The organism is Mycobacterium europaeum (assembly GCF_034555895.2).
GTDB lineage: Bacteria > Actinomycetota > Actinomycetes > Mycobacteriales > Mycobacteriaceae > Mycobacterium > Mycobacterium europaeum.
In genome coordinates this window covers 958,879-982,635 of sequence record NZ_CP157315.1, presented here as the reverse complement: position 1 = coordinate 982,635, position 23,757 = coordinate 958,879, and the positions used below count along the sequence as shown (strand labels likewise).

23 protein-coding genes and 2 pseudogenes are annotated in these 23,757 nt (G+C 67.2%); 12 read left to right on the top strand and 13 right to left on the bottom strand.

All coding sequences use genetic code 11. The features are described 5' to 3' along the window. Nucleotides 1-10 precede the first annotated feature (10 nt). The 9 genes and pseudogenes from U8D42_RS04790 (at nt 11) to U8D42_RS04755 (ending at nt 8,472) form a co-directional block, all read left to right on the top strand. Complete coding sequence (locus U8D42_RS04790) at nt 11-1,078, top strand: acyl-CoA dehydrogenase family protein (protein WP_085239121.1); 1,068 nt, start codon at nt 11-13, stop codon at nt 1,076-1,078. Further along, nucleotides 997-1,650 (top strand): annotated as a pseudogene (locus tag U8D42_RS29335) (acyl-CoA dehydrogenase family protein); the annotation flags it as partial. The gene U8D42_RS04790 and the pseudogene U8D42_RS29335, both read left to right, overlap by 82 nt. 9 nt (nt 1,651-1,659) lie before the next feature. Further along, the gene (locus U8D42_RS29330; protein WP_431523856.1) at nt 1,660-2,172 is read left to right on the top strand and encodes an acyl-CoA dehydrogenase family protein; all 513 of its coding nucleotides are present in this window, start codon (nt 1,660-1,662) and stop codon (nt 2,170-2,172) included. Beyond that, complete coding sequence (locus tag U8D42_RS04780) at nt 2,169-3,326, top strand: acyl-CoA dehydrogenase family protein (RefSeq protein ID WP_322859050.1); 1,158 nt, start codon at nt 2,169-2,171, stop codon at nt 3,324-3,326. Before U8D42_RS29330 ends, U8D42_RS04780 begins: the two co-directional genes overlap by 4 nt. Then, nucleotides 3,323-4,258, top strand: coding sequence for an acyl-CoA dehydrogenase family protein (locus tag U8D42_RS04775; RefSeq protein ID WP_085239123.1), 936 nt, complete (start codon nt 3,323-3,325; stop codon nt 4,256-4,258). The genes U8D42_RS04780 and U8D42_RS04775 overlap by 4 nt, the downstream gene beginning before the upstream one ends. Beyond that, a complete protein-coding gene (locus U8D42_RS04770) occupies nt 4,255-5,751 on the top strand; it encodes a class I adenylate-forming enzyme family protein (RefSeq protein WP_322859051.1) in 1,497 nt (498 codons plus the stop codon). The genes U8D42_RS04775 and U8D42_RS04770 overlap by 4 nt, the downstream gene beginning before the upstream one ends. Nucleotides 5,752-5,936: 185 nt before the next feature. Continuing rightward, nucleotides 5,937-6,353, top strand: a complete 417-nt coding sequence (locus U8D42_RS04765) for a hypothetical protein (RefSeq protein WP_322859052.1) — start codon at nt 5,937-5,939, stop codon at nt 6,351-6,353. Between the two features lie 182 nt (nt 6,354-6,535). Continuing rightward, entirely contained in the window at nt 6,536-7,651 is a 1,116-nt protein-coding gene (locus U8D42_RS04760; protein WP_085239125.1) for an FAD-dependent oxidoreductase, read from the top strand. Nucleotides 7,652-7,743: 92 nt separating this feature from the next. Then, on the top strand, nt 7,744-8,472 hold the full coding sequence (locus U8D42_RS04755) for a DUF4396 domain-containing protein (RefSeq protein ID WP_322859053.1): 729 nt from the start codon (nt 7,744-7,746) through the stop codon (nt 8,470-8,472). Between the two features lie 36 nt (nt 8,473-8,508). Here U8D42_RS04755 and U8D42_RS04750 read toward each other — a convergent pair whose 3' ends face one another. The 10 genes and pseudogenes from U8D42_RS04750 to U8D42_RS04705 form a co-directional block, all read right to left on the bottom strand. Then, nucleotides 8,509-8,982: a hypothetical protein gene (locus tag U8D42_RS04750; protein WP_244275201.1), complete on the bottom strand. Its 474-nt coding sequence runs from the start codon at nt 8,980-8,982 to the stop codon at nt 8,509-8,511. Next, the gene (locus U8D42_RS04745; protein ID WP_322859054.1) at nt 8,966-9,811 is read right to left on the bottom strand and encodes a TauD/TfdA dioxygenase family protein; all 846 of its coding nucleotides are present in this window, start codon (nt 9,809-9,811) and stop codon (nt 8,966-8,968) included. The genes U8D42_RS04750 and U8D42_RS04745 overlap by 17 nt, the downstream gene beginning before the upstream one ends. Before the next feature lie 37 nt (nt 9,812-9,848). Further along, nucleotides 9,849-10,184, bottom strand: a complete 336-nt coding sequence (locus U8D42_RS04740) for a hypothetical protein (protein ID WP_322859055.1) — start codon at nt 10,182-10,184, stop codon at nt 9,849-9,851. Between the two features lie 4 nt (nt 10,185-10,188). Then, nucleotides 10,189-11,457 carry an aromatic ring-hydroxylating oxygenase subunit alpha gene (locus U8D42_RS04735; RefSeq protein WP_322859056.1) on the bottom strand — a complete coding sequence of 423 codons (1,269 nt, stop codon included), beginning with the start codon at nt 11,455-11,457 and terminating at the stop codon, nt 10,189-10,191. Between the two features lie 19 nt (nt 11,458-11,476). Continuing rightward, entirely contained in the window at nt 11,477-12,253 is a 777-nt protein-coding gene (locus tag U8D42_RS04730; RefSeq protein ID WP_322859057.1) for an SDR family NAD(P)-dependent oxidoreductase, read from the bottom strand. A 2-nt stretch (nt 12,254-12,255) separates the two neighbouring features. Beyond that, a pseudogene (locus U8D42_RS04725) lies at nt 12,256-12,522 on the bottom strand (2Fe-2S iron-sulfur cluster-binding protein); the annotation flags it as partial. Between the two features lie 116 nt (nt 12,523-12,638). Then, the gene (locus U8D42_RS04720; protein WP_085239131.1) at nt 12,639-13,091 is read right to left on the bottom strand and encodes a MarR family winged helix-turn-helix transcriptional regulator; all 453 of its coding nucleotides are present in this window, start codon (nt 13,089-13,091) and stop codon (nt 12,639-12,641) included. After that, complete coding sequence (locus U8D42_RS04715) at nt 13,075-14,337, bottom strand: metal-dependent hydrolase family protein (RefSeq protein ID WP_322859058.1); 1,263 nt, start codon at nt 14,335-14,337, stop codon at nt 13,075-13,077. Before U8D42_RS04715 ends, U8D42_RS04720 begins: the two co-directional genes overlap by 17 nt. Next, the gene (locus tag U8D42_RS04710; RefSeq protein WP_322859470.1) at nt 14,334-14,654 is read right to left on the bottom strand and encodes a hypothetical protein; all 321 of its coding nucleotides are present in this window, start codon (nt 14,652-14,654) and stop codon (nt 14,334-14,336) included. Before U8D42_RS04710 ends, U8D42_RS04715 begins: the two co-directional genes overlap by 4 nt. A gap of 14 nt (nt 14,655-14,668) precedes the next feature. Then, nucleotides 14,669-15,937, bottom strand: a complete 1,269-nt coding sequence (locus U8D42_RS04705) for an aromatic ring-hydroxylating oxygenase subunit alpha (protein ID WP_322859059.1) — start codon at nt 15,935-15,937, stop codon at nt 14,669-14,671. A 161-nt stretch (nt 15,938-16,098) separates the two neighbouring features. Between U8D42_RS04705 and U8D42_RS04700 the strand changes: the two genes are divergently transcribed. The 3 genes from U8D42_RS04700 (at nt 16,099) to U8D42_RS04690 (ending at nt 19,984) form a co-directional block, all read left to right on the top strand. Then, nucleotides 16,099-17,544 (top strand): aldehyde dehydrogenase, encoded by a 1,446-nt coding sequence (locus tag U8D42_RS04700; protein ID WP_322859060.1) that lies wholly within the window; start codon nt 16,099-16,101, stop codon nt 17,542-17,544. Nucleotides 17,545-17,663: 119 nt separating this feature from the next. Next, on the top strand, nt 17,664-18,695 hold the full coding sequence (locus U8D42_RS04695) for a hotdog fold thioesterase (RefSeq protein ID WP_322859061.1): 1,032 nt from the start codon (nt 17,664-17,666) through the stop codon (nt 18,693-18,695). A gap of 83 nt (nt 18,696-18,778) precedes the next feature. After that, nucleotides 18,779-19,984: an amidohydrolase family protein gene (locus U8D42_RS04690; RefSeq protein WP_085239136.1), complete on the top strand. Its 1,206-nt coding sequence runs from the start codon at nt 18,779-18,781 to the stop codon at nt 19,982-19,984. Between the two features lie 222 nt (nt 19,985-20,206). Here U8D42_RS04690 and U8D42_RS04685 read toward each other — a convergent pair whose 3' ends face one another. From U8D42_RS04685 to U8D42_RS04675, 3 genes are all read right to left on the bottom strand, one after another. After that, entirely contained in the window at nt 20,207-20,710 is a 504-nt protein-coding gene (locus tag U8D42_RS04685; protein WP_085239137.1) for a DUF421 domain-containing protein, read from the bottom strand. 221 nt (nt 20,711-20,931) lie between these two features. Further along, nucleotides 20,932-22,311 (bottom strand): PPE family protein, encoded by a 1,380-nt coding sequence (locus U8D42_RS04680; protein ID WP_322859062.1) that lies wholly within the window; start codon nt 22,309-22,311, stop codon nt 20,932-20,934. Nucleotides 22,312-22,384: 73 nt separating this feature from the next. Beyond that, nucleotides 22,385-23,593: a PPE family protein gene (locus U8D42_RS04675; protein ID WP_322859471.1), complete on the bottom strand. Its 1,209-nt coding sequence runs from the start codon at nt 23,591-23,593 to the stop codon at nt 22,385-22,387. Between the last annotated feature and the right edge of the window lie 164 nt (nt 23,594-23,757).

Here is a 23,757-nt window from a genome sequence, read left to right as displayed (position 1 = left end):
TAGGGGTCTTATGGATGTCGGACTGAACGCGGACCAGCTGTCGCTGCGCGACACTGTGCGCGACATCCTGCGCACGGAGTGCCCGGCCGATGCAGCCCGGCAAGCGTTCACGGATCCGGAACGCTGGCGCGCGCTGTGGAAGACGGTTGTCGACCTCGGTTGGACGGAACTCGCCGAGGCCGGCGACTACGGGCCGGTCGAGCTCGCGGTGGTGCTCGAGGAATGCGGCGCCGCACTGGCACCGATTCCGCTGCTGAGCAGTGTCGGCCTGGCCGCCGGCGCACTGCGGCCTGCCGGCCTGGACGCGGTCCTCGCCGAGATCGCGGGCGGAGCCGTCGCCACGTTGGCGGTGCATGCCAGGGGATCCCGGCTGGCCGGTGCGCCGATGGCGCTGCACGGCGGACGGCTGCGGGGTCGGGCGGTCGCGGTCCCCAACCTGTCCCGGGCCGATCTGCTCGTCACGCTGGCGCGGACGGACACCGCCCCCGACGGCACGGTGGTGGCGGCCGTTCGCTGCGGCGACGGGGTGACCGTGATCGCGGGCGAGTCGACCGACCCCGCGCAACCGCTTGCGGACGTGGAGGTCGACGCCGAGCCGGTGGCCATCGCGCCCGTCGATAGCGAAACTGCCTTGACGCGGCCGTTGGTGGCAGTGGCCGCTGATTTGGTCGGCGTGGCCGGCGCCGCCCTGCACCGCGCCGTCGAACACGCGAAGACGCGCCGCCAGTTCGGCGCGCCGATCGGCGCGTTCCAGGGAATCAAACACGCGCTCGCCGACAACTACGTCGGCTTGGAGCGCGCGCGCAGCCTCACCTACGCCGCGGCCGCCCGGCTGGCCGATCCGACCACGTCCCCGGCCGCCGCCTGGACCAGCGCGGCACTCGCCAAGGCGGCGGCGGGCGATGCGGCCGTCAACTGCGCCAGAACCGCGGTCCAGGTGCACGGTGCGCTCGGGCAGACCTGGGAGCACGACGCCCACCTCTACGTCCGGCACGCATGGCAGGCCGGCGCGATGCTGGGAGACAGCCGGGCGCTCTACCACGAGGTAGGTCGCCGCTTCGCGGGAAGCGCGAAATGATCTCGCCCACCGAGGAATTCGGTGCCTGGCTGACCGATTTCCTGCCGAAGGACTATTACGCCAACTATCGGCAATACCGCTGGGACCTGAAACTGCGGCGGGACTACCAGCGCGCCGCGTTCGAGGCCGGATGGATCCAGCCGACCTGGCCGCGGGAGCACGGCGGCCGGTCCCTGGGGTTGCGGGACGCGATGGAAGTCAGGATCGAGGCGGCGCTGCGGTCGGCGCCCAAGCTGCCCAACATCGCCGGCCCCAACGTCGCCGCACCCGGCATCCGGCAATTCGGCACGCCCGCCCAGGTCGACCGCCTGCTGGTACCGCTGCTGCGCGGTGACGAATGGTGGGCCCTCGGCATGTCCGAGCCGGAAGCGGGATCGGATTTCGCCGGGCTGCGCACGCGGGCCGAGCGGGACGGGGACGTCTTCCGGGTGACCGGACACAAGATCTGGACCACCCAAGCGCACGAGTCGCGGTGGTGCACCCTGTATGCGCGCACCGATCCGGAGGCGCCGAAACACCGCGGCATTTCCTGCCTCATCCTCGACCTGCACTCCCCCGGGGTGCGCATCGAGCCCATCCGGATGGCGTCAATCTCCGACGAGACGTTTTGCGAGGTCTTCCTCGACGATGTCGAGGTGCCCGCCGACAACCTCCTGGGGCCGCTGCACGGCGGGTGGAACGTCGCGCTGTCCTCGCTGCACCACGAACGCCAGATGATCTGGATCATGAACTGGGTCGAGATCAAGCGCGGCCTCGACGCGGTACGCCGAGCGCAGCCGACGGCGGATACCTGCACCGAGCTCGGTTCCCTGCTCGCCGACGCGGAAGCGTTGCGGGCCACCGGATACCGCGCCCTGGGCAACGAACTCGCGGGGCGACCGAGCCCCGAAGCCGACACCATGAAGCTGCTCGGATCGGTTACCTTGCAGCGCGTTTGGGAGCTGGCCGCCGCCACCGCGGGAATGCAATCGCTTAGCGACCCAGACCTGCTCTTCGAACGCCAGGACGCGCTGGCCGCGACCATCTACGGCGGAACATCGGAGGTCCAGCGCAACATCATCGCCGAGCGGGTGCTCGGGCTGCCGAAGGGATGACGACGATGGATTACGACCTCGGGGACGATGCCGCGGAGTTGCGCAAACACCTGCGAGAGTTGGTGGCCAACCACATTCCCGCCGACTTCCTCGGGGCCTGCACCGAGAACCCGCGGGATCTCGCCACCACCGAAACGTTCTGCAAGCTGCTCGCCGCGGAGGGTCTACTGGCGCTGGCGTGGCCGAAAGAGCATGGGGGCGGCGGCGGTTCGGTGTGGCAGCAGACCGTGCTGCGCGAGGAGATGTGGGCGCAGCACGAGCCCCGCGGCCCGCAATACATGGGCATCAACTGGGTGGGCCCGGCACTGATGCGTTACGGAACAGCCGAACAGAAGGCCAAGCACCTGGCGGCCATCGCCGCCGGTGACGTGATCTGGTGTCAGGGCTTCTCCGAGCCGGAGGCCGGCACCGACCTCGCCTCGTTACGCACCCGCGCCGTCCGGGACGGGGACGGCTGGCGCATCACCGGCCAGAAGGTGTGGACGTCGTACGCGCTGATGGCGTCGTGGTGTGTGCTGGCGGCGTGCACCGATCCCGAGGCGCCAAAGCCCAAGCGGCTCACCCTGTTCCTGATCCCGATGGACCGGCCCGGCTTCACCGTCCGGCCCATCGGATCGATGCTGGGGCCGCACCACCTCAACGAGATGTTCTTGGACGGCGTACCGGCGTTTCCCGGCGACGTCCTCGGCGAGGTCGGCGACGGCTGGCGGGTGATGCGCGAAGCGCTGGCGTTCGAGCGCGTCGGCATCGCCCGTTACGCGCGGTGCGAGTCGCTGCTCGAGCGGATGCGCGCCCAACTCGGCGACGACTGGGACACGCTGCCCGAGTCGCTGCGATCGCGGTGGGTGCGGGCGCTCGTCGACCTCCGGGTGGCCCGGCTGCTGGCCTATCGCGCGGTGTCTCTGCAGGATGATCCGGCGGCGGGCGCGGCGGCCAGCGCGGCCCGCATCGCCACCACCACGTGCGACCAGCAGGTCGCCGAACTGCTTTTCGACGTGCTGGGTCCGATCGCACTGGACAGCGGCTCCGGCGCGGCGCTGCACGGGGCGATCGAGGACCATTGGCGCTATGCCCAAGCGGCCACCGTGGCGTCGGGCACCATCGAAGTACAGAAGATGTTGGTGGCCCGGGACGTGTTGGGAGAACACCGATGAAAACCGATCTACCACAAGACATCAACGACTTCGCCGCGGTCGCGGCCAAGCGATTCGCCCGTCTGGGCGGCCCACAGGCGGCGTTGCGCGCCGAGACCGACGACGGCGTCCGGGACGCCGCCCGGACGGCCCTGAGCGAGGTCGGCGCGTTCGACCTCGATGTCCGCTCGGTGCCCGACGACCTGCTGGCCGCAGCCGTGCTGTGCCGGGCCGCCGGCGCGACCGCGTTGCCTTACCCCCTTGTCGAAGAGTTGTTGGCAGTCGACGGGGCTCGTCTTGTCCTGGTCAACCCCGAGGCGCCGCGGATCGACCACGGCGACCTGCCCGGTGAATGGATCGCCGCCGACCTGAACGGCACCCGCTACCGCCCGACGCCGGCGAAGCGGACCGCCGCCAAACTCGGCCCCTTCCTGGTGCCCGCTTCCCTCGGGGAACCCCATGGCACCATTCCGGCAAGTGACGTTAACCTTCATCTCGTGCTGGGATCATGGCGGATTCTGGGATCGGTGCAGCAGGCGCTGCACATCGTCACCGATCACGTGCGCGCCCGCATTCAGTTCGGTAAACCGCTGGCAGATTTTCAGGCCGTCAGGTTCGCCGTCGCGGAGGCCGCCGTCGCCGTGCGCGGACTGTACGAATTGGCGAAGTTCACCGTGTGCCGGCCGGAATCGCTGCCCATACAGGTCCATTCGGCGGACGCACTCGTTCTTCGGCTCAAGGCATCCGAGACGGCGCGGCAGGTGCTACGCACCGCCCACCAACTGCTCGGCGCCCTGGGTTTCTGCGATGAGTCCGACATCAGCGTGCTCGACCGGCATACCCAGCCCTTGATCCGCCTGCCGTTGGGCGCCGAGGCGCTCGCGTTGCGTTTGATCCCCGACGTGCGGGACGGCTCGCTGGAAACGCTGTTCAGCGGGCCGGTATCGGCGTGACCAAACCCGCCGCGGACGAGGTGACGGCCAACCCGTTAGCCGACGGAATCCCGTTCGGCGTCAAACTGCAAGAACTCGCCGAGCGGCGCCCGGATGACTTCGGGGTCACCGTCGTCGCGCTCGACGGCACCACACAATCGCTGACCTTCGGTGAACTCGACGCCCGCGCCAACCAGTGGGGCCGGGCGCTGGCCGCCCACGGCGCCGCGACGGGTTCCCTTGTCGCACTGGCGATCCCAAACTCCGAGCACCTCGTGCTGGCCACGCTGGGCTGCTGGAAGATCGGCGCCGTACCCGTGCCCATGCACTGGGACCTGCCCGAATGGGAGCGCGACAGGGTGCGCGAGGTGATCAACCCCGCGGTGGTCGTCGACGAGGCGAGTCGCTGGCGCCTGGAGTCGCAGGCGGCGGCCGAGCCCGCCGACGCCCTGCCCGTGGCCGTCTCCCCCAATGTCAACGGCATCTGCAGCAGCGGTTCGACCGGCGTGCCGAAGGTGATCCTCAGCCTGGCGCCGTCGCTCTGGACCCCCCAGCACGGCGAGCCGTTCCTGTCGAACTGGACGCCGGTGGCCCAGCCGCAGACCATCATGGTGCCCGCGCCGATGTACCACACCAACGGCTTCGCCACCTTCTTCTTCCTGCTGGCCGGTGACCATCTGGTCATACTCCAAAAATTCGACGCAGCATTGGTTTTGGATGTGGTCGAGCGCTTTCGGATCACGAACTTCACCGCCACGCCCACGATGCTGGCGCGTATTGCGGCCCGGCCGGACGTCCGACAGCGGGACCTGTCCAGCATCGTGTTCATCCTGCAGGGCGCCGCCGTGATGCCCCCATCGCTCATGCACACCTGGTTCGAGCTGCTGAGCCCGGAGCAGATCGTGTCGGCATACGGGATGACGGAGAACCTGGGCCTCACCGCCTTGCGGGGCGATGAGTGGCTGGCTCATCCGGGCAGCGTCGGCCGCGGTTTCCGCGACACCGAGATCCGGATCCTCGACGCCGGAACACACCAGCTGGGCCCCGGTGAGCACGGCGAGATCTATCTGCGCGCACCGATGAGCGCGGGCTCACGCTATGTCGGGGGTGCGCCGCCGCTGCCGTCGACCGAAGACGGCTTCCGCTCCGCCGGCGACATCGGCTACCTGGACGAGGACGGCTACCTCTACATCGTCGACCGGCGCGTCGACATGATCGTCACCGGCGGCGCGAATGTGTTCCCGGCCGAAGTGGAGTCGGCGATGGCCGGCCATCCCGGCATCGCCGACGTCGTCGTCATCGGCCTCGCCGACCCGCAATGGGGACGCCGGGTGCACGCCGTGGTGCAGCTCGCCGACGGCGCGGCGCTCACCGAAGAGCAGGTGATCGACTACGCCAAGACCCGGCTCGCCCACTACAAGGCCCCCAAGACCGTCGAGTTCGTCGATGCCATTCCCCGCACCGCGGCAACAAAGGTCAATCGCTCGGCGATGATCGAAGCCCGGGGCGGATGACCCCCTTCCGCTTGAAGATACCCCGTTAGGGTACCGGGAGCGAGCGCAATAGCGGGCAAGCAGTTTCCTGCGGTTCGAAAAAGCGTGTTGTACCAAGCTAAATTGCCGAGAGCTCAGGTGCATACTCCTCGGCTGGGCGCAGTCACTGACATATACCCCCGGGGGGTGATAGCATCGCCACTGTTATGCGCACGCAGACCTCCCACACCAGCCAGTGGCTGCGCTACACCACCGCAGTCGTGGCCCTGTTCTGGGCGCTGGGTGTCGCGGCGGGATGCCACCTGCCGGCCGCGAGCGCGACGGCTACCGGAACGCGGTCCCTCCCGGCGGCCGCCGCCGGGCCGCGAGCGGCCACGCTTGCGCACCCGGCGCCGATGGGCGGCTCATGCTCGCCGCTGGACCAGACCTGCAAACATGTGGCACAGGCGTGCTCGACAATCCATTTGGTGGCACTGGCCCTGGTCGTCTCGGCATTGGTCTTGGCCGGTTCACTGGCTTCACCGGTGGTCCCGGCGCCGCGGGGGCCGCCTCGACCTGACGGCTCCGTCTTTCACCGCTCGGGTCGAAATATCTTGACCCGCTTCTGCATCGCTCGTATCTGATCGGTCAGCGCCGAGCCGTCGTGGGTTCCCCCGTCGGCCGGTCGCCGCCGTCCTTACTCTCGCCGCGCGCAGATTCGCGGGGCGCTCCGATCCAGAAACGAGAGATCCATGAATTCTGTTCTGTCCAAATGCCCGAAGCAGTTTCGCTACGCCCATGCCGACAACCGGCGGGAGGCGCGCTCATGACGGCGCGCGCGGACCAGCCGGGCGCGCTGGTGATCGGGGCCGGGGTGAGCGGGTGGACCACCGCGCTGGTGTTGGCCCGACGAGGCTGGCGCGTCGTCGTCATCGCCGACCGGTTCGGCGTCGACACGGTGTCGACGGTGGCCGGAGCCTTGTGGGAATGGCCGCCATCGGTGTGCGGCCGCCACCACGATGAGGCCGTGTTGGGCCGTTCCGCCGAGTGGGCGAGGTACTCCTACATTCGCTTCGCCCGGCTCGCCGCGGACCCGCGCACCGGCGTCAGCCTGCGCCCGGCGGTCTTCTACTTCTCTCGTCCGGTCGACGAGGACCCGGCTGAGCTGACGAAGATGACCGAGGTCGGACGCTTCGTTCCCGGGTTCGTGCACGACCCCGAATTGATTGCCGCCTACGGCGTCAGCCCGCGCGCCGGGGTGGTGGACGCCTATTCGTACCTGGCACCCACCATCGATACCGACTGGTATATGGCCTGGCTGGCCGGCCAGGCCGAGGCCGCGGGCGTCACCGTCGGTCGGCGCGCCATTCGGGGGCGGCTCGCCGAGCGGGAAGACGAACTGCTGGCCGAGTACGGTGCCGAGCTGATCGTCAACTGCTCGGGGCTGGGAGCGCGCGAACTGGCCGGCGACACCAGCATGGTTTCCCACCGTGGCGCGCTGCTGCGGGTGATCAACGACGGCAGCCGCATGGCCCGCGTGACCGCCGCCCACGCAGTGGCCAACGATACGAGGACCGACGACCAAGACATGGTCTTCATCGTTCCCCGCGGGGCCAACCGGCTATTGCTCGGCGGCCTGGTCGAACCCGGTGAGTACAACACCGACCTTCGGCTGGATAGTTATGCGCCGCTGCAGCAGATGCTCGAACGCTGCAGGGAATTCCTACCGATTCTGCGCGAAGCCCGACTGGACGCCGCCGACCCGGTGCGGGTGGGGCTGCGGCCCTTCCGCGAAGGCGGCGTGCGGCTGCAGATCGAACCCGGCACCCGGATCGTGCACAACTACGGACACGGCGGCGCGGGCGTCACCCTGTCGTGGGGCTGCGCGGACGAGATCGCCCGGCTCGCAGAGACCCTGCTCGCCCAGCAGGGCGTCGCCTGAACCGGCATGACCACGACGCAGATCGAGTTCACCCGCATTCCAACGGGATTCAGACTCCCACCGACACAGGAAGGACCAACATCATGATGTCTATGCCCGCACCCGAGTGGGTGACGCTTCTAGCCTGGATCGTGACGGGCCTCGGCGCGCTCCTGGCCGCTGCCATGCTCGCGGATATCTACGTGGGTGGTTATCGGCAGCCGCTGCGTGCCATGGAGGCAGTCTGGCCGATCACCGCCATCTACGCCGGTCCGCTGGCCTGGTGGGCCTACTACCGCTGGGCCCGGCCGGCCACCCGACACTGGCAGCAACAACACGGTTGCCCGCCCTCGCTCGGGCTGCCGGCCACGGCGGCCGTGCAGACCATTCCGGGCGGGGCCGTCTCATTCGTCGGCCACATGATCGCCATGCCGTTGGTGATGTGGACCGGTATGACGATCGCCGGCCAGGGCGTGTGGCCGATGATGTTGCTGATCGCGGCTTTTGCGCTGCCGCTGCTGATCGCATTCGAGTATCACTCGCTGTCGGTGACCGACCGGAGCCGGTCGGCGCGGCAGCGCTTGTGGGCGGCCTCGCGCATCTCGGTTCTCGCGATCGTCGCGTTCGACGTGGGCATGGGGGCCTCCATGCTGCTCGTCGCATTCGTGTTGGGTTACTCCCCCGCCTCCATGGCGTTCTGGCTTGTCATGTGGGCCGGGATGTGGCTCGGCTTTGCCACCGCATACCCGATGGTGTGGTGGTTGCTACCCAAAGAGGGCACCGGGTCGGCGGAAAGCGCGCCGATCGCCCAACGTCCACGGGCGAAGGCGGCACAACAGTAGGCGGTGAGGCCAGGCCCGGGGCTGCGCGCGCAGCCGTCACCCGACCGGAGCGATTCCCGAACTCGAGACGGTGAAGCCGCGCCCCGAGGCCACCGTGCACGTCACCCCACCGCTCTCCGACCGGCACGTGAACGGGCCGGCTCCCCGCGTCTGGCCATAACCGAGGATCGGGGTGCCCTCCGCCGGATTGGCCAGGCAGCTTTCGCCCGTGCAGCGGGAGAGGGTTCCAGCGGTGTCCATGCTTACCGAAGCCGGCGGCGCCAGGGTGAAGCAGAATGTCTCGTCGGGGATGCCGCGACGCTGATAGTTGATCTCGCAGCTGATGTTGCGTGACGGGGACAGGAAGGCCACGTAGTTGTCCTGGTCCGCGGCGGCCGGCGGGGCGAACGGGATGGCCGCGGCGCCGCCCAGGACGGTTGCCGCGACGGTCAGCGCGTATCTCAGCACCTGCCAACCGTGCCATAGCCGGCGCGCACGACGGACCGGTTTGGTGCTATCGGATCGGTTCATCGCCGAGCACGGTCGTGCGCAGCATCTCCCGCTGTGAGGTGGGATCGTATGGGGCCGCGCGGTGGAGCACCCCGCGGTTGTCCCAGATGACGGTGTCCCCCACCGCCCAGTGGTGGCTGTACACCTTGTCCGCTCCGGTGGCCCGCGCGAGTAACGCCTCGAGCAGCGTTCGGCCCTCCTCGAGATCCATGCCCACCACGTAGTCGGCCGAAGCGCCCAGCACCAGCGACTTGCGGCCGCTGCGGTGCGTCCACACCAACGGGTGCTCGTGCGTGCGCCGGGATCGCCAGCGGGCCAGCTGTTCTGGCGTGGGGTCTGGGTGGACGCGCCGCTGCGAGGCTTCCAGGGAGTGCACGACGCGGAGCGCCCCGAAGCGGTCCTTCTCCTCGGCGGTCAGTTCGTCGTAGGCGGCATAGGAGTTGGCGAATTCCGTTTCGCCGCCCCATTCGGCGACGTGCACGGCCGACAGGACGGTGGCCTTCTGCGGGCACTCGTCGCCGAGCGGCGTGCAGCCATCGATGTGCCAGTCGAACGTGGCCTTCAAGATCTCCGCCGAGGAGTTCTTGGCCGGGTTCAGCGAGATGGGATAAATTCCGGCGACCGGGTGATGGCCGTCGGCGGAATGGTCGACCTCACCCAGTAGACGACAGAAATCGACCTGGATCTCTGGGTCGAGGTGCAGACCGCGGAGGACCAGAACTCCGTTGTCCTCCAACGCATCCAGGATCGCCTGACCGACCGGGTCGCCGGAGGCCAGCCGGGCCGGATCGAGGCCGGTGACTTCCGCGCCGACGGACGCGGTGAGCTTGTTGATGGTGAGCAGACCCATGGTCTGTCCTTTCTGGCCATGATGTTGGAGGCCGCCGTCAGGGCACCGGCTCGACGGTGCGGATCATGACCGCGTCGGCGGCGCTGACGGGCGCGGGTTGATGCATGATCTCCACGGCCATTGCCACCATGATCAACGAATAGATCATGCGCAGCAGGTTCAGCGCGTCGTCGGGCACGTTGTCCAGTGGGAACTTGTCGCAGTATTCGATGGCCTCTTCGAGGCGCGGGAAGAACGCGTCGTAGAACTCGTGCATCTCGGGCATCGTGCTGGTGATCCTGGCGTTCCAGCGTTCGGTTTCGGTAGCCAGGCACCACCGTGGGGCGAACTTCTCGAGTTCGCTGAATGCGCTGGGCAGCATGGCATCTGGCATGCGATCAACTCCCCGCCGGCGCCGGAGCGTGTTCGCTGCGGTAGGCATCGACCCAGTCGGCGACGACCTTGTGCAGATGGCGCACCAGGATCTCTTGGTCGTTGAGGGGGAAGTCGTCGACGATCCCGTACTCCAGCGCGGCCTGTGTACCACCGAGCATCCCCGCGTCCTGCAGCGCGAATTCCTTGAGCACTACCGACGCCACTTCGTGTTCGATGCGTTCCCGCACGCTGCGGGCGGGGTGAAAGTAGGTGTAGGCCTCGAAGCGATGGGTGTTGTGCGAGGTGGGCCAATAGCGGTAGAGCAGGTACCAGCCGCCGTAGATCAATATCTCGATGTTGGGGAAGATCTGGAAATTGCTGATGCCCCAGGGCTCGATGCCGCCCGGGTTGAGGCCGGGAGGTAGGTCTCCGATATCCGGCGTGCGCCACGGCCCGACCAGCCCGCTCTGGGTGGCGCGCTCGATCGGATACATGTACTCCGGCGGCAGCAGCCACCGTCGCCGGCCGGCGGTCGACACGAGTCGGTGCGGACCGTCGAGTTGGAAGTGCCCACAGGTGAATCCGGCGTTGGGGTCGCGCACGTCGGGGGGCACTTGTTGGGGATGCAGCGAGGGTACGTGGTAGTACTCCTGAAACGCGTCGGCGAAGATCTTCCAGTTGCTGTTGTTATGTGCCACCCACTCGTAACGTTCGGTCAACTTGCCGAACGGGTAACCGTCGAGCCCGGTGACCATGGGCCCCAGGAATTCGCGCAAGCTCTGCCGCGGTTCGGCGTCGAGGTTGATGAAGATGAACCCGTTCCAGACGTCACAGTGCACGGGTCGCAGTCCATACTCGGACGGGTCGAGGTCGAAGAATTCGGATTCCTGCTGCACGAATGTCAGGGCACCCTCGAGGTCGTAGCGCCACCCGTGGTACTTGCAGGTGAACTGGCGGCAGGTGCCCCGCGTCTCCTGGGCGGGAAAGTCGTTCCACACCAGCTTGTTTCCCCGGTGGCGGCAGACGTTGCAGAAGGCCCGGATGCGCTCGTCTCGCCCCTTCACCACGATGACCGAAGTGCGGGCCACCTCGATCTCTTTGGTCAGGTAGCTGCCGGCGCGAGGCAGCTCCTCCACCCGGGCGACGTTCAGCCAGGCGCGTTTGAAGATCGCTTCGCGTTCGAGTTCGTAGAACTCCGGCGACGTGGAGTCGCCGAACGACACTGGGCCGGTGCCCAGCTCGGGATAGTGTTCGGTCCAGGACCCCTCCGGGGGCCTGCCTGATCGGGTCATAGAAACCTCCTGATCGACGTCACAACACGGCGCCGCCGTTGACGCCCAAGACCTGGCCCGTGATGAACCTGGCTTCCTCCGAGCACAGAAACCCGACCGCCGCGGCGACGTCGGCCCCCGTGCCCAGGTAACCCAACGGGATGTTGGCGGCGATCTGCTCGTTGGGCGGCAGATAGCCGGCGGCCTGGCCCTGGTGCTGCATCGGCGTTTCGATGCCCGACGGCGGGATGTTGTTGATCGTGATTCCGTGCGGGGCGTATTCGCGGGCCAGCGACTTGGTCAACGTGATCACCCCGCCTTTGGCCGCCGCGTAATGAGCGGCGAACGGTGAGCCGCGTTGAGCGCTCGACGACGAGATCATCACGATCCTGCCCCATTTGGCGTCGACCATGTCCGGGAGCGCGAGTTGGCAGCAATGGAACGTGCCGGTCAGGTTGACGTCGATGATCCGCGCCCACGACTCGGCGGTGATGTCGGCGAAGGCCGAGAATCCGAACAGCCCGGCGCTGGTCACCAACACCGTGACCGGACCCAACTCGCTGCGGGTCTTCGCGAAAGCCTGCTCCAGCGCGGGCCGGTCGGTGACGTCGGCGCCTACGCCGATCGCGGTGACGCCCTCGGCACGCAGATCTTCGGTGACACGTTGCGCCGCTTGCTCGTTGACGTCGAGGACGGCGACCCTGTGTCCGCGCCGGCCCAGTTCGTGACAGGTGGCTTCGCCCATACCCGAGGCACCGCCCGTCACCACGGCTACCCGGCTCACAGACGACGTTCCATCGCGATTGCTCTCCTGCATGTTCACTCGTAGACCACCCGCACGGTCCTGCTGGTCGGCAGGGCCTGGCAGGTCAGCACCCAGCCGTCGTCGACCTCCTCGTCGTCGAGTGCGTCATTGTTGAGCATCCGCGCGCTCCCGTGCGTCAGACGCGCCATGCACGTTGCGCAGGAACCGGTTTCGCACGACGATGGCGCCGCCAAGCCGGCCATGCGGGCCGTCTGCAGCAGGGTGTCGCCCGCACTGTAGGCCACCGTGGTGGCGCGCCGGTCCAGCTCTATGGTCACTTCCTCGGTCACGACCCCGTCGGTATCGCGCGGCCCCGCCCCGGTGGCCGCTGTGGGTTCTGACATCCCCCGAACAGTATCAAGTACTTGCCATTGATATCAAGTACTAGAGACTTGCCCTAGTTCTCGACGTGGTCATTGAAAAGCTCATGGCCGGTGCCCTTTTCGACGACGCGGCCGAGCAGCTCACGCAGGGTTTGTTGCTCCTGAACGCTGAGGACGCCGAACACCTTCTCGTGCGCGGCGATCGCGTCGGTGACGACCGTCGCGGCGACGTTGCGCCCCTCGCCGGTGAGGTAGGCCTGCAGGATGCGGCCGTGCTGGGGGTCTCGTTTTCTCTCCACCAGGCCGCGGCGTTCCAGGGAGGTCAGGGCGAGCTGCACCCCCTGCGGGCTGATCAGCAGGCGGCGCGCGAGTTCGGCGCCGGACAGGCCCGGTTCGTTGGCGAGTTGGCGCAACACACCGATCTGGGCGGTGCTGACACCGTGCACCCGCATCGCGTCGTTGATCGTGGTCAGCGAATAGTAGAACGCCTGCTTGAGCAGCCACAGGAGGTTATCGGTGAGTTCCATGCTCGGCTCCCTGCTTGTAGATCTGGCCGCCCTTCATGACGAATGACACCTCCAGTGTGGTGTCGATGTCCTGAGCGGGATCGCCGGGCACGGCGATGATGTCGGCGAGGTAGCCGGGGGCGAGCCGGCCGAGCTCGCCGTCGGCTTCGATGAGCTCGGCCGCCACCAAGGTCGCCGACCGGATCGCCTGCATGGGACTCATGCCACGCTTTACCAGCGCGCCGAGCTCCTTGGCGTTCTGGCCGTGCGGGATCGCGGGCGCGTCGGTGCCGCAGGCGATCCGTACTCCGGCGGCGATGGCCTTGGGCAGCATGGCCTTGGCGCGCGGAAACACCTCTTCGGCCTTCCTGCGTAGCTCCGGTGCGATCCGGTCGACCGCCATCGCCTCGGTCAGGTACGTGGTGGAGACCAGGAAGGTGCCGTGATCGACCATCATCTGGATCGTCTCGTCACTGGCCAGAAATCCGTGTTCGATGCAGTCGATCCCGGCGCGGATGCAGGCTTGGATCGCGGTGTCGCCGACGGCGTGCGCGGCCACCCGCACCCCAGCGCGGTGGGCTTCGTCGGCGATCGCGGCGAATTCCGCGTCGGAGTATTGCTGGGCGCCCGGGGCCGTGCTGTGGGACATCACCCCGCCCGACGCCGAGACCTTGATCAGCTTGGCCCCGTGGCGAATCTGGTAGCGAACGCAGGCGATCACGTCCGGGACGCCGTTGGCGATGCCCTCCGCTATCGACAGCGGCATGATTCCCGGGGCGAGTCGCTGGAACACCGTCGGGTCCAGGTGCCCGCCGTACGGAGTGACGGCGTGACCGGCGGGGTAGATCCGCGGGCCGGCGTGCCAGCCCTGGTCGATGGCGCGCTGCAGCGCAACGTCGAGCAGGTAGCCGCCCGTCTTGACCATCAAACCCAGGTTGCGCACGGTGGTGAAACCCGCCTCCAGCGTGGTGCGCGCATTGACCGCGCCGCGCAAGGTGCGATAGGCGGGGTCGTCTTGGACACCGTGCATCGGTGACGGCAGACCCTCGGGTCCGCCGGGCCCGCCGATCAGCAGGTTGAGTTCCATGTCCATCAGGCCCGGCAGCAGCGTCACGTCTCCCAGGTCGATGACGGTGGCCGAATCCGGCACGCCGCCTTCGGGATTGACGGCGGCGATACGCTCACCCTCGACCACCACCACGGCCGGTGAGCGAACCTGGCCGCCGACCACGTCGGCCCACCGCGCCGCCCGCAGGACGGTGGTCATGGAACGGGCTCGGACACGCAATCCAGCGTGGACGCACCGGAGTCGGGCACCCGAGGCTGCTTCCAGCACTCCACCGGAAAGGACACCATGATCATCGAATACAGCAGGTGCATCAGATTCAGGACGTCATCGGGCAGGTCGTCGAGGGAGAACTTGTCGCAGTAACTCAGGGCCTCTTCCGCCCGGGGCGTGATCGCGTCGTAAAACGCCTTCATCTCGGCCATGGTGCTCGCCAGCCTCTTGGCATAGCGCTCCGGCTCGGAAGGCAGGCACCAGTCCGTGAACTGCTCGAGGTCGGCGAACTCGGTGGGCAGCATGGAGGACACCGCGGTCACACCCCCGCCGTCGAGGTCCGACGGTATTGATCGATCCACGCCGCGGTCTCCTTATGCAAGTGCCGCAGCAGGATTTCCTGGTCGTTGAGTAGGAATCGATCGACCACCCGCGACTCGATCATGCTCTGCGTCGCCTCCAGCGTGTTGGCGTCTTGCAGGCCGTACTCCTTGAACGAGACGGCCGCGAGTTCCTGGGCGACACGCTCGCGCGGAGTGCGCGGCTCGGGGAAATACAACGTTCCCTCGAAGATGTGGGAGTTGAAGGAGGTCGGCCAGTAGTGATAGGTCAGATACCAGCCCTGACCCCAGAACAGCATCACGAAGTTGGGGAACAGCTGGAAGGAGTCCAGCCCCCATGGATCGCATTTCGCCGGGTTCAGCCCGGCGGGCATCTCCCCCAGGTCCGGTTTGCCCCAGGGACCGAAGAGGCCGCTCTGGCAGATGTCCTCGATCGGCTTGCGCATCTCCGCCGACATCTCCCACGCCCGCACCCCGGAGGTGCTCACCAACCGGTGCGGGCCTTCCAATCGGTAGTGCGGGGCCTCAAATCCGGCCTCGGCGGCCGCCTTTGAGTACGCGGTCGGCGACTGGTTCGCGTGCAGCACCGGCGCGTGATAGAACTCCTGGAACGCGTCCATGTAGAGCTTCCAGTTCGCCTTCACCTCCGAGCGGTAACACCAGCGCGACGTCATCTTGTCGAACGGATATCCCTCCAGCGCGGTGACCATCGGTCCGAGGAATTCCCGCAGCGGCTGTTCGGGTTCCCTGGCGAAGTTGACGAAGATGAAGCCTTCCCAGATGTCGCAATGCACCGGTACCAATCCGTAGCGACTCTTGTCGAGGTCGAAGAACTCCTCCTCCTGCTGTATGAACGTCAAGTTGCCGTCCAGGTCGTACCGCCACGCGTGGTACTTGCAGGTGAACTGGCGGCACACACCGCTGGTCTCCTCGAGCGGCATGTCGTTCCATACCAGCTTGTTGCCCCGGTGGCGGCACACGTTGTGGTACGCCTTGAACTCCCCGGATTTCGTGCGCACCAGGATGATCGAGGTGTTGACGGCCTTGAGCTCCTTGGTGAAGTAGCTGCCCGTACGCGAGAGTTGTTCGACGCGACCAACATTGAGCCAGGCGCGCTTGAAGATGGCCTCGCGCTCCAGCTCGTGGATCTCCGGGCTGATGGAATCCTCGTACGAGACCGGCCCGGTTCCCAACTCGGGGTAGTGCTGCGTCCAGCTGCCCTCCGGCGGCTTGGGGAATCGAGCCATGAGCGCTCCTGTCCGATCTCACCGGGCCGTCCGACGGGCGGTTCCTCCGAATGGCCACGCGGCGGCGGTGTTTCAGCGATTCCGTGGTACTGCGTCGAGGCCGACGGTATATGCTCGACCGCATAATCACAAGTAGTTGATATTGCCGACGGGAGTCTTCGATGGAGCAGGACCATGGGTCGCGAATTGCGTCGAGCCCTTCCGTGCTGGCGCACGCAGAACCATTCGAGGTCATCTCCCCGCACACCGAGGAACCCATCGCCGAAGTGGCCGCCGCCGGTCCGGCCGACGTCGAAGCTGCGGTCGGGGCCGCACACGCAGCGCTGGATGCGGGGCCCTGGGGCCGAACCGATCCCGCCGAACGGATCGCGTCGGTTCGTCGACTCGTCGACGTCTACGACGGTCGGCGTGCGGAGATGGCCGGCGTCATCTCGGCCGAGATCGGCGCCCCGATCACCTTCGCCCAGCGCGCCCAAGTCGGCTTGCCGGCGATGATGATGCGCGCATTTTGCGACCTCGCCGAGCGGCACTCCTGGCGGGAGACCCGCCGCGGCTTCTTCGGCGCCGACGTCCACGTGCACAAGGAACCGGTCGGCGTGGTCGCCGCGATCGTGCCGTGGAACATGCCCCAGTTCCTCATCACCACCAAATTGGTGCCCGCGCTGCTCGCCGGCTGCTCCGTCGTGCTCAAGCCCGCTCCCGAATCCCCTTTGAACGCATTACTTTTGGCTGAGATGCTCGACCAGGCCGACCTGCCCCGGGGCGTGGTCAGCGTCCTACCCGGTGACAGTGCGGTCGGTGAACTCCTGGTGTCCCACCCCGGCGTGGACAAGGTGTCGTTCACCGGCTCGACGGTGGCGGGTCGGGCCGTCGCGGCCGCCTGCGCGGCGAACCTCACCAAGGTCAGTCTCGAGCTCGGCGGGAAATCGGCCGCGATCGTCCTCGATGACGCGGCACCCGAGGCGGTCGCGGCCGGCGTGCGCTCGGCGAGCCTGTCCAACAGTGGCCAAATCTGCAACGCGTTGACCCGCGTACTGGTCCCCCATCACCGCCACGACGAGTATGTCGAAGCTCTGGCCGCGGAGATGACCACCCTGCGGGTGGGCGATCCCAGCGATCCGGACACCCAGCTGGGCCCGCTGGTGTCCCGCCGCCAACAGCAGCGCGTGCGCGACTACATCCAGATCGGCCGGGACGAAGGCGCACAACTCGTCACCGGCGGGACCGCAATGCCGGACGGGCTCGACCGCGGCTGGTATGTCGCGCCCACCCTGTTCGCCTCCACCGCCAACAGCATGCGCATCGCGCGCGAAGAGATCTTCGGCCCGGTGATCACCGTCATCCCTTACCGCGACGAGGACGACGCGGTGGCCATCGCCAACGACTCCGACTACGGCCTTGCCGGTTCCGTCTGGACAGCGGACACCGACCGGGCTCTGTCGATCGCAGCGCGGGTGCGCAGCGGAACCCTCGGAATCAACCAGGGCTACACCATGGACCCGTTCGCTCCCTTCGGCGGCGTCAAGGGCAGCGGCTACGGTCGCGAGTTGGGGCCCGAGGGCATCGACAGCTACCTGGAAACCAAGTCCATCGCGGTCTCGCCGTAATCGTCGCGGAGACACCGACAGATACTCGGCATCTTCTGCCCCGAGGCATGAACGCCTTCAGCACCGCGCGGTAACCTCGTTCTCAACCGCATACCGCGCCCAGGAAGGACCACGCGCTCATGACCGACCTTGGCGACGACGCCGAAGTGACGCGCGGCGACCGGTTCATCAAGACAGCCGTCGAGATCCTGGGCGAAACCGGGCGCACCGATTTCACGGTGCAGGAGGTCGTCGCCCGCTCGAAGACGTCGCTGCGCGCCTTCTACCAGCATTTCAGCAGCAAGGACGAATTGCTGCTGGCGCTGTTCGACCGGACCATCGCCCACTCGGTGGAGGCCTGGCGTGCCGAAACCCAGGGGCTGGACAGCACCGCGGCGTTGAAACTCGTCATCGACCGCATCAGCCAGCAGCCGGAATCGAGCACCCAGGACAGCCTCAATCGCGCATTGACGCTCTACAACCAGCACCTGGCCGAGACCCGCCCCCGCGACTACGCCCGCGTGCTCTCCCCGTTGCATCAGCTCATCCGCGACATCGTCGGGCAGGGCATCACCGAGGGGGTCTTCAACCCGGGGGTCGACGTCGGCGCGGCGGCCGCGATCGTCATGCAGACGGTGATGGGCGCACAGCGATTGCATTGGCTGGGAACGGAATTGAACGGAGCGCCCGTCGACGCGGGCCAACTGTACGACTTCTGCAGCCGCGCCCTCGGCATCCGCGAGACCGATGAGGAATCGTCCACCCCCTCGCTGACCGACCTGTTCGCCCAGATCGGCATGCGGCCGGGCACCCGCGCTGGCGAGTTCGCGATGACGATGCCCGTCAGTCCGGCCGTCGTCAACACGTCCGGCGCGCTGCAGGGCGGCTTGATCGCGACGCTCGTCGACGTGGCGGGAGGGCAGTTCGGTCTGGAGCACTTGCAGCCGGGCACCACGATGACGACCGCCGACCTGTTCATCCGTTACCTGCGCCCCATCCGGCAGGGCTGCGCGTATGCGGTGCCCCGAATGCTGCGGTCCGGACGGCGGGCGATGGTGATGCAGGTGGACATCTACGGCGACGGCGACGACGAACTCGTCGCGACGGCGACCGTCAATTTCGCCGTCATCAACGGAGAGACGCCGACGGCCGGCCTGCGCGCGACCCCCTGAGACGCCGGTACACCTTGGTAGGCGAAAGTGGTAACGTCATTACCACGTGCAGAGAATCCAAGACTTCTCCCGAGGAGATCGCCATGCCGTCTCGCGAACTTTCCTTCCCCGTGTTCGACGCGGACAACCACATGTACGAACCGCAGGAGGCGCTGACCAAGTTCCTGCCGGACAACCGCAAGCACGTCATCGACTACGTGCAGGTCCGCGGTCGCACCAAGATCGTGGTGCGGGGCCACATCAGCGAGTACATCCCCAACCCGACGTTCGAGGTGGTGGCGCGCCCCGGCGCCCAGGAGGACTACTTCCGCAACGGCGCGCAGGGCAAGACCTACCGCGAAATCCTCGGCGAGCCGATGAAGGCCATCCCCGCCTTCCGCGAACCGGGCGCGCGGCTGGAGGTGATGGACGAGCTCGGCATCGACTACGCCCTGATGTTCCCGACCCTGGCCAGCCTGGTCGAGGAGCGCATGAAGGACGACCCTGAGATGACCCACGACGTCATCCACGCGCTCAACCAATGGATGCACGAGCAGTGGTCGTTCAACTACCAGGACCGCATCTTCGCCACCCCGGTCATCACGCTTCCCATCGTCGAGCGCGCGCTCGAGGAACTCGAATGGTGCCTGGAGCGCGGCGCCCGCACCGTGCTGGTCCGCCCCGCGCCCGTGCCGGGCTTCAAGGGCAGCCGGTCGTTCGGTCTCGAGGAGTTCGATCCGTTCTGGCAGGCCTGCATCAAGGCCGAGATCCCGGTCTCGATGCACGCCTCGGACAGCGGCTACTCCGAATTCGCGAACGTGTGGGAACCCGGCGACGAGTTCCTGCCGTTCAAGCCGACCGCGTTCCGCAGCTTCGCGATGGGCCACCGCCCGATCCTGGACGCGATGGGCGCGCTGGTGTGCCATGGCGCGTTGTCCCGCAACCCCGAGCTGCGGATCCTGTCGATCGAGAACGGCGCGGACTGGGTGCCCGACCTGTTCAAGGGCCTCAAGGGCGTCTACAAGAAGATGCCCCAGTCCTTCAGCGAAGACCCGGTCGAGGCGTTCAAGCGCTGTGTCTACATCACCCCGTTCTGGGAGGACCGGTTCACCGAGATCGTCAAGATGGTCGGCACCGACCGGGTGCTCTTCGGTTCCGACTGGCCGCACCCCGAGGGCCTGAAGGACCCGATCTCCTTCGTCGACGAGCTCACCGACTTCGACGAGGCGGACATCGCCAAGATCATGGGCGGCAACCTGATGAAGCTGATGAAGGTTTCCGCGCCTGCGAAGAAGCCCGTCTCGGCCTGACCCGTCATCGGGTATCGGCGACGGCCGCTGGCCGGAAGCCGGCTACATCGCCTCCTTGATGCCTCGCCGGATCAGCCAGACATTCGCCGGCCAGTCCGTCGGCCATCCAGCCGAACAGACCGACTTCGAATGCGGTGAGGGACAAGACGTCTGCCTTAGCCGCTGCCACCATGCCCTTCCGAAGCTCAACCCGCGCATCGGGCCGATCGCAAGATACCGACACTACGCCGACGGTTGTGATGTGCCGGGATGTTCGAAGACCGAGACCACTCCCTTGGTCTCGAACAGCGCGAGGTGGACGTCGGCGGGCGTTCGATGCCCGTGCTGGCGCAAGATGGCATCCATGTCCTCGCGAGTTAGTCTGCAACGGAATAGGTTCCGCTCATCGAGTTGTCCGTCGCGGATGAGCACCCGTATCGGTGGATCAACAAGTCTGCGCACCCACGGAATGAACCGCAGACGCGCGACAGTGTCATGTGCGGCGATCAATGTCAGCAGTGCGGCGGCCCCAGTCAGCCATGCGGTCCCGGCTGACGTCGCGGTTCGTCCCACGATGGCGCCCACTGCGACAGCCGTGACCCAATCGAACGGCGTGAATTCAGCGATGGTGCGCCGCAGCGTCAGTCGGAAAGCCGCTGCAGCGGTGAGGAACAGCGCCAGCGCCTTGATGGCCGCGTAGAGCGCTGGGTGCCACCCGTCGTATAGCTGTTGTAAGAGGTCGCTCATCGCATCACCCGGTTTCGCTAGTGGCCCACACATTCCTGCTTGGTCCGAATACCCCAGGCGCGCCGAACTTTATCGCGGACCAGCCCATACCTCCCCAACTCCTGCCGCCGAATGATTGCCTGCGCCTCGGTCGGCAACTGGTTGTCCGATGACGAACCCACTGATCGACGGGGAAGAAGAAGTGCCGTCGCATCCGCGCGGTAATTGCGGGATGGCGCCGTTTACTGGTGGGGTAGCGCAATTCGGGGCTTGCCATTCTTCACGTGTACCGCGTGCGTGCCCGGTTTCTTTCGCAGTTCGTCCAGCAAGCCGTCGAGGTGGTCGGGATCGGTATGCCAGTGCTGGACACTGCCCGGATTTTCGGCCATGTCGGCCACCACCCGTTGCAGGTTCTCCGGCGAGTCACTGTCTTTGAGGCTTGCCCCGTCCTGGACAGGCTGATTGCGCCCTTTGACGCCGACGCCAGGTAGGGCGCGGGGAAGGGCGGCACCGAGCGCACCCCCGGCCATGCCCGCCACCGCCAGACCGCTGAAAAAGCTTCCCTCGCTCACGGTGGCCGCCGCGACGGCGCCCTCGGACGTACCCGACAACACTGCGGCGACTGTCCTGATCGCCGGGGTTGCGACGGCCCAACTCGGCGGAACGGCCAATCCGCCCACCAAGCCGGCTTGGCCGACGGTGGCCGACACCGTCGATCCCAATGCCGGTGCGGCTGAGCCCAGTCCGGCCGCTAGACCTGGTGTGGCGGCCTTCACCGCGACCGTCAGATCGCCCAGATGCCGCGCGCCGATCACTAATCCCATGATGGTACTGATCAGCACGTCGTTGGCCGGCAGGACTGCCTTCGGTATCAGCTCGACGTTGCCTGCCAGTTTCGCCAACGGAGAGGAATCCAGGCTGCTGAGCAAACTTGCCAGGGAGGACGCCGACGGCGGATTCACCGCGGCGGGGGCCGCAAGACTTCGCAGCGCGCTCGGTGTGGCGGACGTCAGCTGGGACAAAACGGCCTGGCTATTCGTTCCGGCCGAGGTGCCGGCAACCTGGCTCACGGCGGCGGTCTGCCCCGCGGTGCCGGCCGGGTTGGTATTTTGCGCGGGCGGATCGAACGGCGTCAGTGCGGCGGCCGCTGCCGATTGACCGGCATAGCCGTACATCGCTGCCGCATCCTGGGCCCACATGCGGGCGTATCGGGCTTCGTTCGCCGCGATCGCCGCGGTGTTCTGACCGAAAGTGTTTGTGGTGATTAGCGACTCGAGCTCAGCGCGGTTCGTTTCGATCACGGGCGGCGGTACGGTGGCCGCGAAGGCGGCCTCGTAGGCCCCCGCCGCCGCCCTGGCTTGGATTCCGCTCTGTTCGGCTTGCGCTGCCGTCGCGTTCAACCATGCCGCGTACGGCGCGGCAGCGGCGGCCATCCTCGCCGACGAAGGACCCAGCCACGCAGTGGTCAGTCCCGAGATCACTGAGGAATAGGAGGCCGCGATCGAACGCAGTTCCGCGGCAAGCTCATCCCACGCCGCAGCCGCGGTCAACATCGATCCCGATCCGGGGCCCGCGTACATGCGCTCGGAATTGATCTCCGGTGGTAACACCCCGTAATCCATTGCTGGCCTCCTCAATTCGCTTGGAGGGACCTGGCGGCATCGGCCGCCGGCAGTGACGTCGCACAGGTCGTCATCATTCGGCCGCCTCGTGGATCACGAAAATGTTGGCTGTGGTGGCCTCCGCGGGGGCGGGGGTGGCGCCGCCCATGCCAGCGGAACGGGCCGCGGCCCCGCCGGTTCCACCAATTGCACGGCCGGCCAACCCGGACAAGGCCATGTTGCCGACCAGGCTGCCCTGGCCGTCGGACGCGAGAGCCGCTGGAGCGGCGCTGAGGCTGCTCTGGGGCAATGTCGCGGCAATCGTCCGGATCTCGGGCGCGGCCGAGGCCCACCCCTGCGGCACGGATAATCCGCCGATCAAGCCCGCGCGGCCGACTCCCGCCGATACCGGTGCGCTGACCAAGCGAACTCCCGCGGTACCCGCCTTGGCCAGGGCTTTGGAGTAATTCTCTGACGCGCTGGTCAAGTTCGCGGCGGCCTGGGGCGTCAGATAACTCTGTATGCCCAGAAGGTAAGGAACGCCGGGAATCGTGAACAGCGACGCCGGGGACAACGGGCCCGTGATGAAACCGTCGAGCGCCGAAAACAGTGATGGCGGATCGGCTGCCGCTGCCGGCGCCGCGGACTGCATGGGTGCGGCGAGGGTTTGCAGGGCCTGCGGCGTCGCCGCTATCAGCTGCGGCAGGTGCGTCGCCTGCGCGCCGGCCGCCGCGCTCGTGGCCTGACTGACCGCCGCGGCCTGGCCCGCGGCACCGGCCTGGTTGGTTGTCTGGGGCGGCGGATCGAATGAGGTAACGAGCGCGGCGGCCGCCGAGGACCCCGCATACCCGTACATGGCGGCAGCATCCTGCGCCCACATCTCCAGGTACTCGGCCTGGGTGGCCATGATCGCCGGGGTGTTCTGACCGAAGAAGTTCGTCGCGATCAGCGCCAGCAGCCGAGCACGGTTCGCCGCAACCGACGCCGGCGGCACCGTTGCCGCAAATGCGGCCTCGTAAGCGGCGGCCGCGGCTCTGGCCTGGCCGGCCGTCAGCTCGGCCCGGCTTGCCGCGCCACTCATCCACGCCGTGTAAGGCGCCGTAGCGGCCACCATGGTCTCCGAGGTGGAACCGCGCCACTCCGCCGTCAATCCCGAGACGACCGAGGATTGGCTCGCCGCCGTGGCGTTCAGTTGAGCCGCTAGGTCGTCCCAGGCGGCGGCCGCCGCCAACATCGGCCCCGAGCCCGGGCCGATATACATCCGAGTCGAATTGATCTCCGGTGGGAGCATGCCGAAATCCATTGCCATGCAACACCTCCCACCTGGCCTGGAACCGATCGCAGCCCACCGAGAAGCGGTGCATGCTACTCGTCATTCAGGGGTTCCCGGGTTCGCACCTCATACGCTGGGAATGCGCGTATCGCCTCCTGTAGATACCCTGTAAACAATCAGCGTATGCAACTGTT

What these genes read in the sequence shown, in the direction of transcription:
- U8D42_RS04790 (WP_085239121.1), top strand. Translation starts at nt 11, where the DNA reads ATGGATGTCGGACTGAACGCGGACCAGCTGTCGCTGCGCGACACTGTG.
- U8D42_RS29330 (WP_431523856.1), top strand. Translation starts at nt 1,660, where the DNA reads ATGGCGTCAATCTCCGACGAGACGTTTTGCGAGGTCTTCCTCGACGAT.
- U8D42_RS04780 (WP_322859050.1), top strand. Translation starts at nt 2,169, where the DNA reads ATGACGACGATGGATTACGACCTCGGGGACGATGCCGCGGAGTTGCGC.
- U8D42_RS04775 (WP_085239123.1), top strand. Translation starts at nt 3,323, where the DNA reads ATGAAAACCGATCTACCACAAGACATCAACGACTTCGCCGCGGTCGCG.
- U8D42_RS04765 (WP_322859052.1), top strand. Translation starts at nt 5,937, where the DNA reads ATGCGCACGCAGACCTCCCACACCAGCCAGTGGCTGCGCTACACCACC.
- U8D42_RS04760 (WP_085239125.1), top strand. Translation starts at nt 6,536, where the DNA reads ATGACGGCGCGCGCGGACCAGCCGGGCGCGCTGGTGATCGGGGCCGGG.
- U8D42_RS04755 (WP_322859053.1), top strand. Translation starts at nt 7,744, where the DNA reads ATGCCCGCACCCGAGTGGGTGACGCTTCTAGCCTGGATCGTGACGGGC.
- U8D42_RS04750 (WP_244275201.1), bottom strand. Translation starts at nt 8,982, where the DNA reads ATGAACCGATCCGATAGCACCAAACCGGTCCGTCGTGCGCGCCGGCTA.
- U8D42_RS04745 (WP_322859054.1), bottom strand. Translation starts at nt 9,811, where the DNA reads ATGGGTCTGCTCACCATCAACAAGCTCACCGCGTCCGTCGGCGCGGAA.
- U8D42_RS04740 (WP_322859055.1), bottom strand. Translation starts at nt 10,184, where the DNA reads ATGCCAGATGCCATGCTGCCCAGCGCATTCAGCGAACTCGAGAAGTTC.
- U8D42_RS04735 (WP_322859056.1), bottom strand. Translation starts at nt 11,457, where the DNA reads ATGACCCGATCAGGCAGGCCCCCGGAGGGGTCCTGGACCGAACACTAT.
- U8D42_RS04730 (WP_322859057.1), bottom strand. Translation starts at nt 12,253, where the DNA reads ATGCAGGAGAGCAATCGCGATGGAACGTCGTCTGTGAGCCGGGTAGCC.
- U8D42_RS04720 (WP_085239131.1), bottom strand. Translation starts at nt 13,091, where the DNA reads ATGGAACTCACCGATAACCTCCTGTGGCTGCTCAAGCAGGCGTTCTAC.
- U8D42_RS04715 (WP_322859058.1), bottom strand. Translation starts at nt 14,337, where the DNA reads ATGACCACCGTCCTGCGGGCGGCGCGGTGGGCCGACGTGGTCGGCGGC.
- U8D42_RS04710 (WP_322859470.1), bottom strand. Translation starts at nt 14,654, where the DNA reads ATGCTGCCCACCGAGTTCGCCGACCTCGAGCAGTTCACGGACTGGTGC.
- U8D42_RS04705 (WP_322859059.1), bottom strand. Translation starts at nt 15,937, where the DNA reads ATGGCTCGATTCCCCAAGCCGCCGGAGGGCAGCTGGACGCAGCACTAC.
- U8D42_RS04700 (WP_322859060.1), top strand. Translation starts at nt 16,099, where the DNA reads ATGGAGCAGGACCATGGGTCGCGAATTGCGTCGAGCCCTTCCGTGCTG.
- U8D42_RS04695 (WP_322859061.1), top strand. Translation starts at nt 17,664, where the DNA reads ATGACCGACCTTGGCGACGACGCCGAAGTGACGCGCGGCGACCGGTTC.
- U8D42_RS04690 (WP_085239136.1), top strand. Translation starts at nt 18,779, where the DNA reads ATGCCGTCTCGCGAACTTTCCTTCCCCGTGTTCGACGCGGACAACCAC.
- U8D42_RS04685 (WP_085239137.1), bottom strand. Translation starts at nt 20,710, where the DNA reads ATGAGCGACCTCTTACAACAGCTATACGACGGGTGGCACCCAGCGCTC.
- U8D42_RS04680 (WP_322859062.1), bottom strand. Translation starts at nt 22,311, where the DNA reads ATGGATTACGGGGTGTTACCACCGGAGATCAATTCCGAGCGCATGTAC.
- U8D42_RS04675 (WP_322859471.1), bottom strand. Translation starts at nt 23,593, where the DNA reads ATGGATTTCGGCATGCTCCCACCGGAGATCAATTCGACTCGGATGTAT.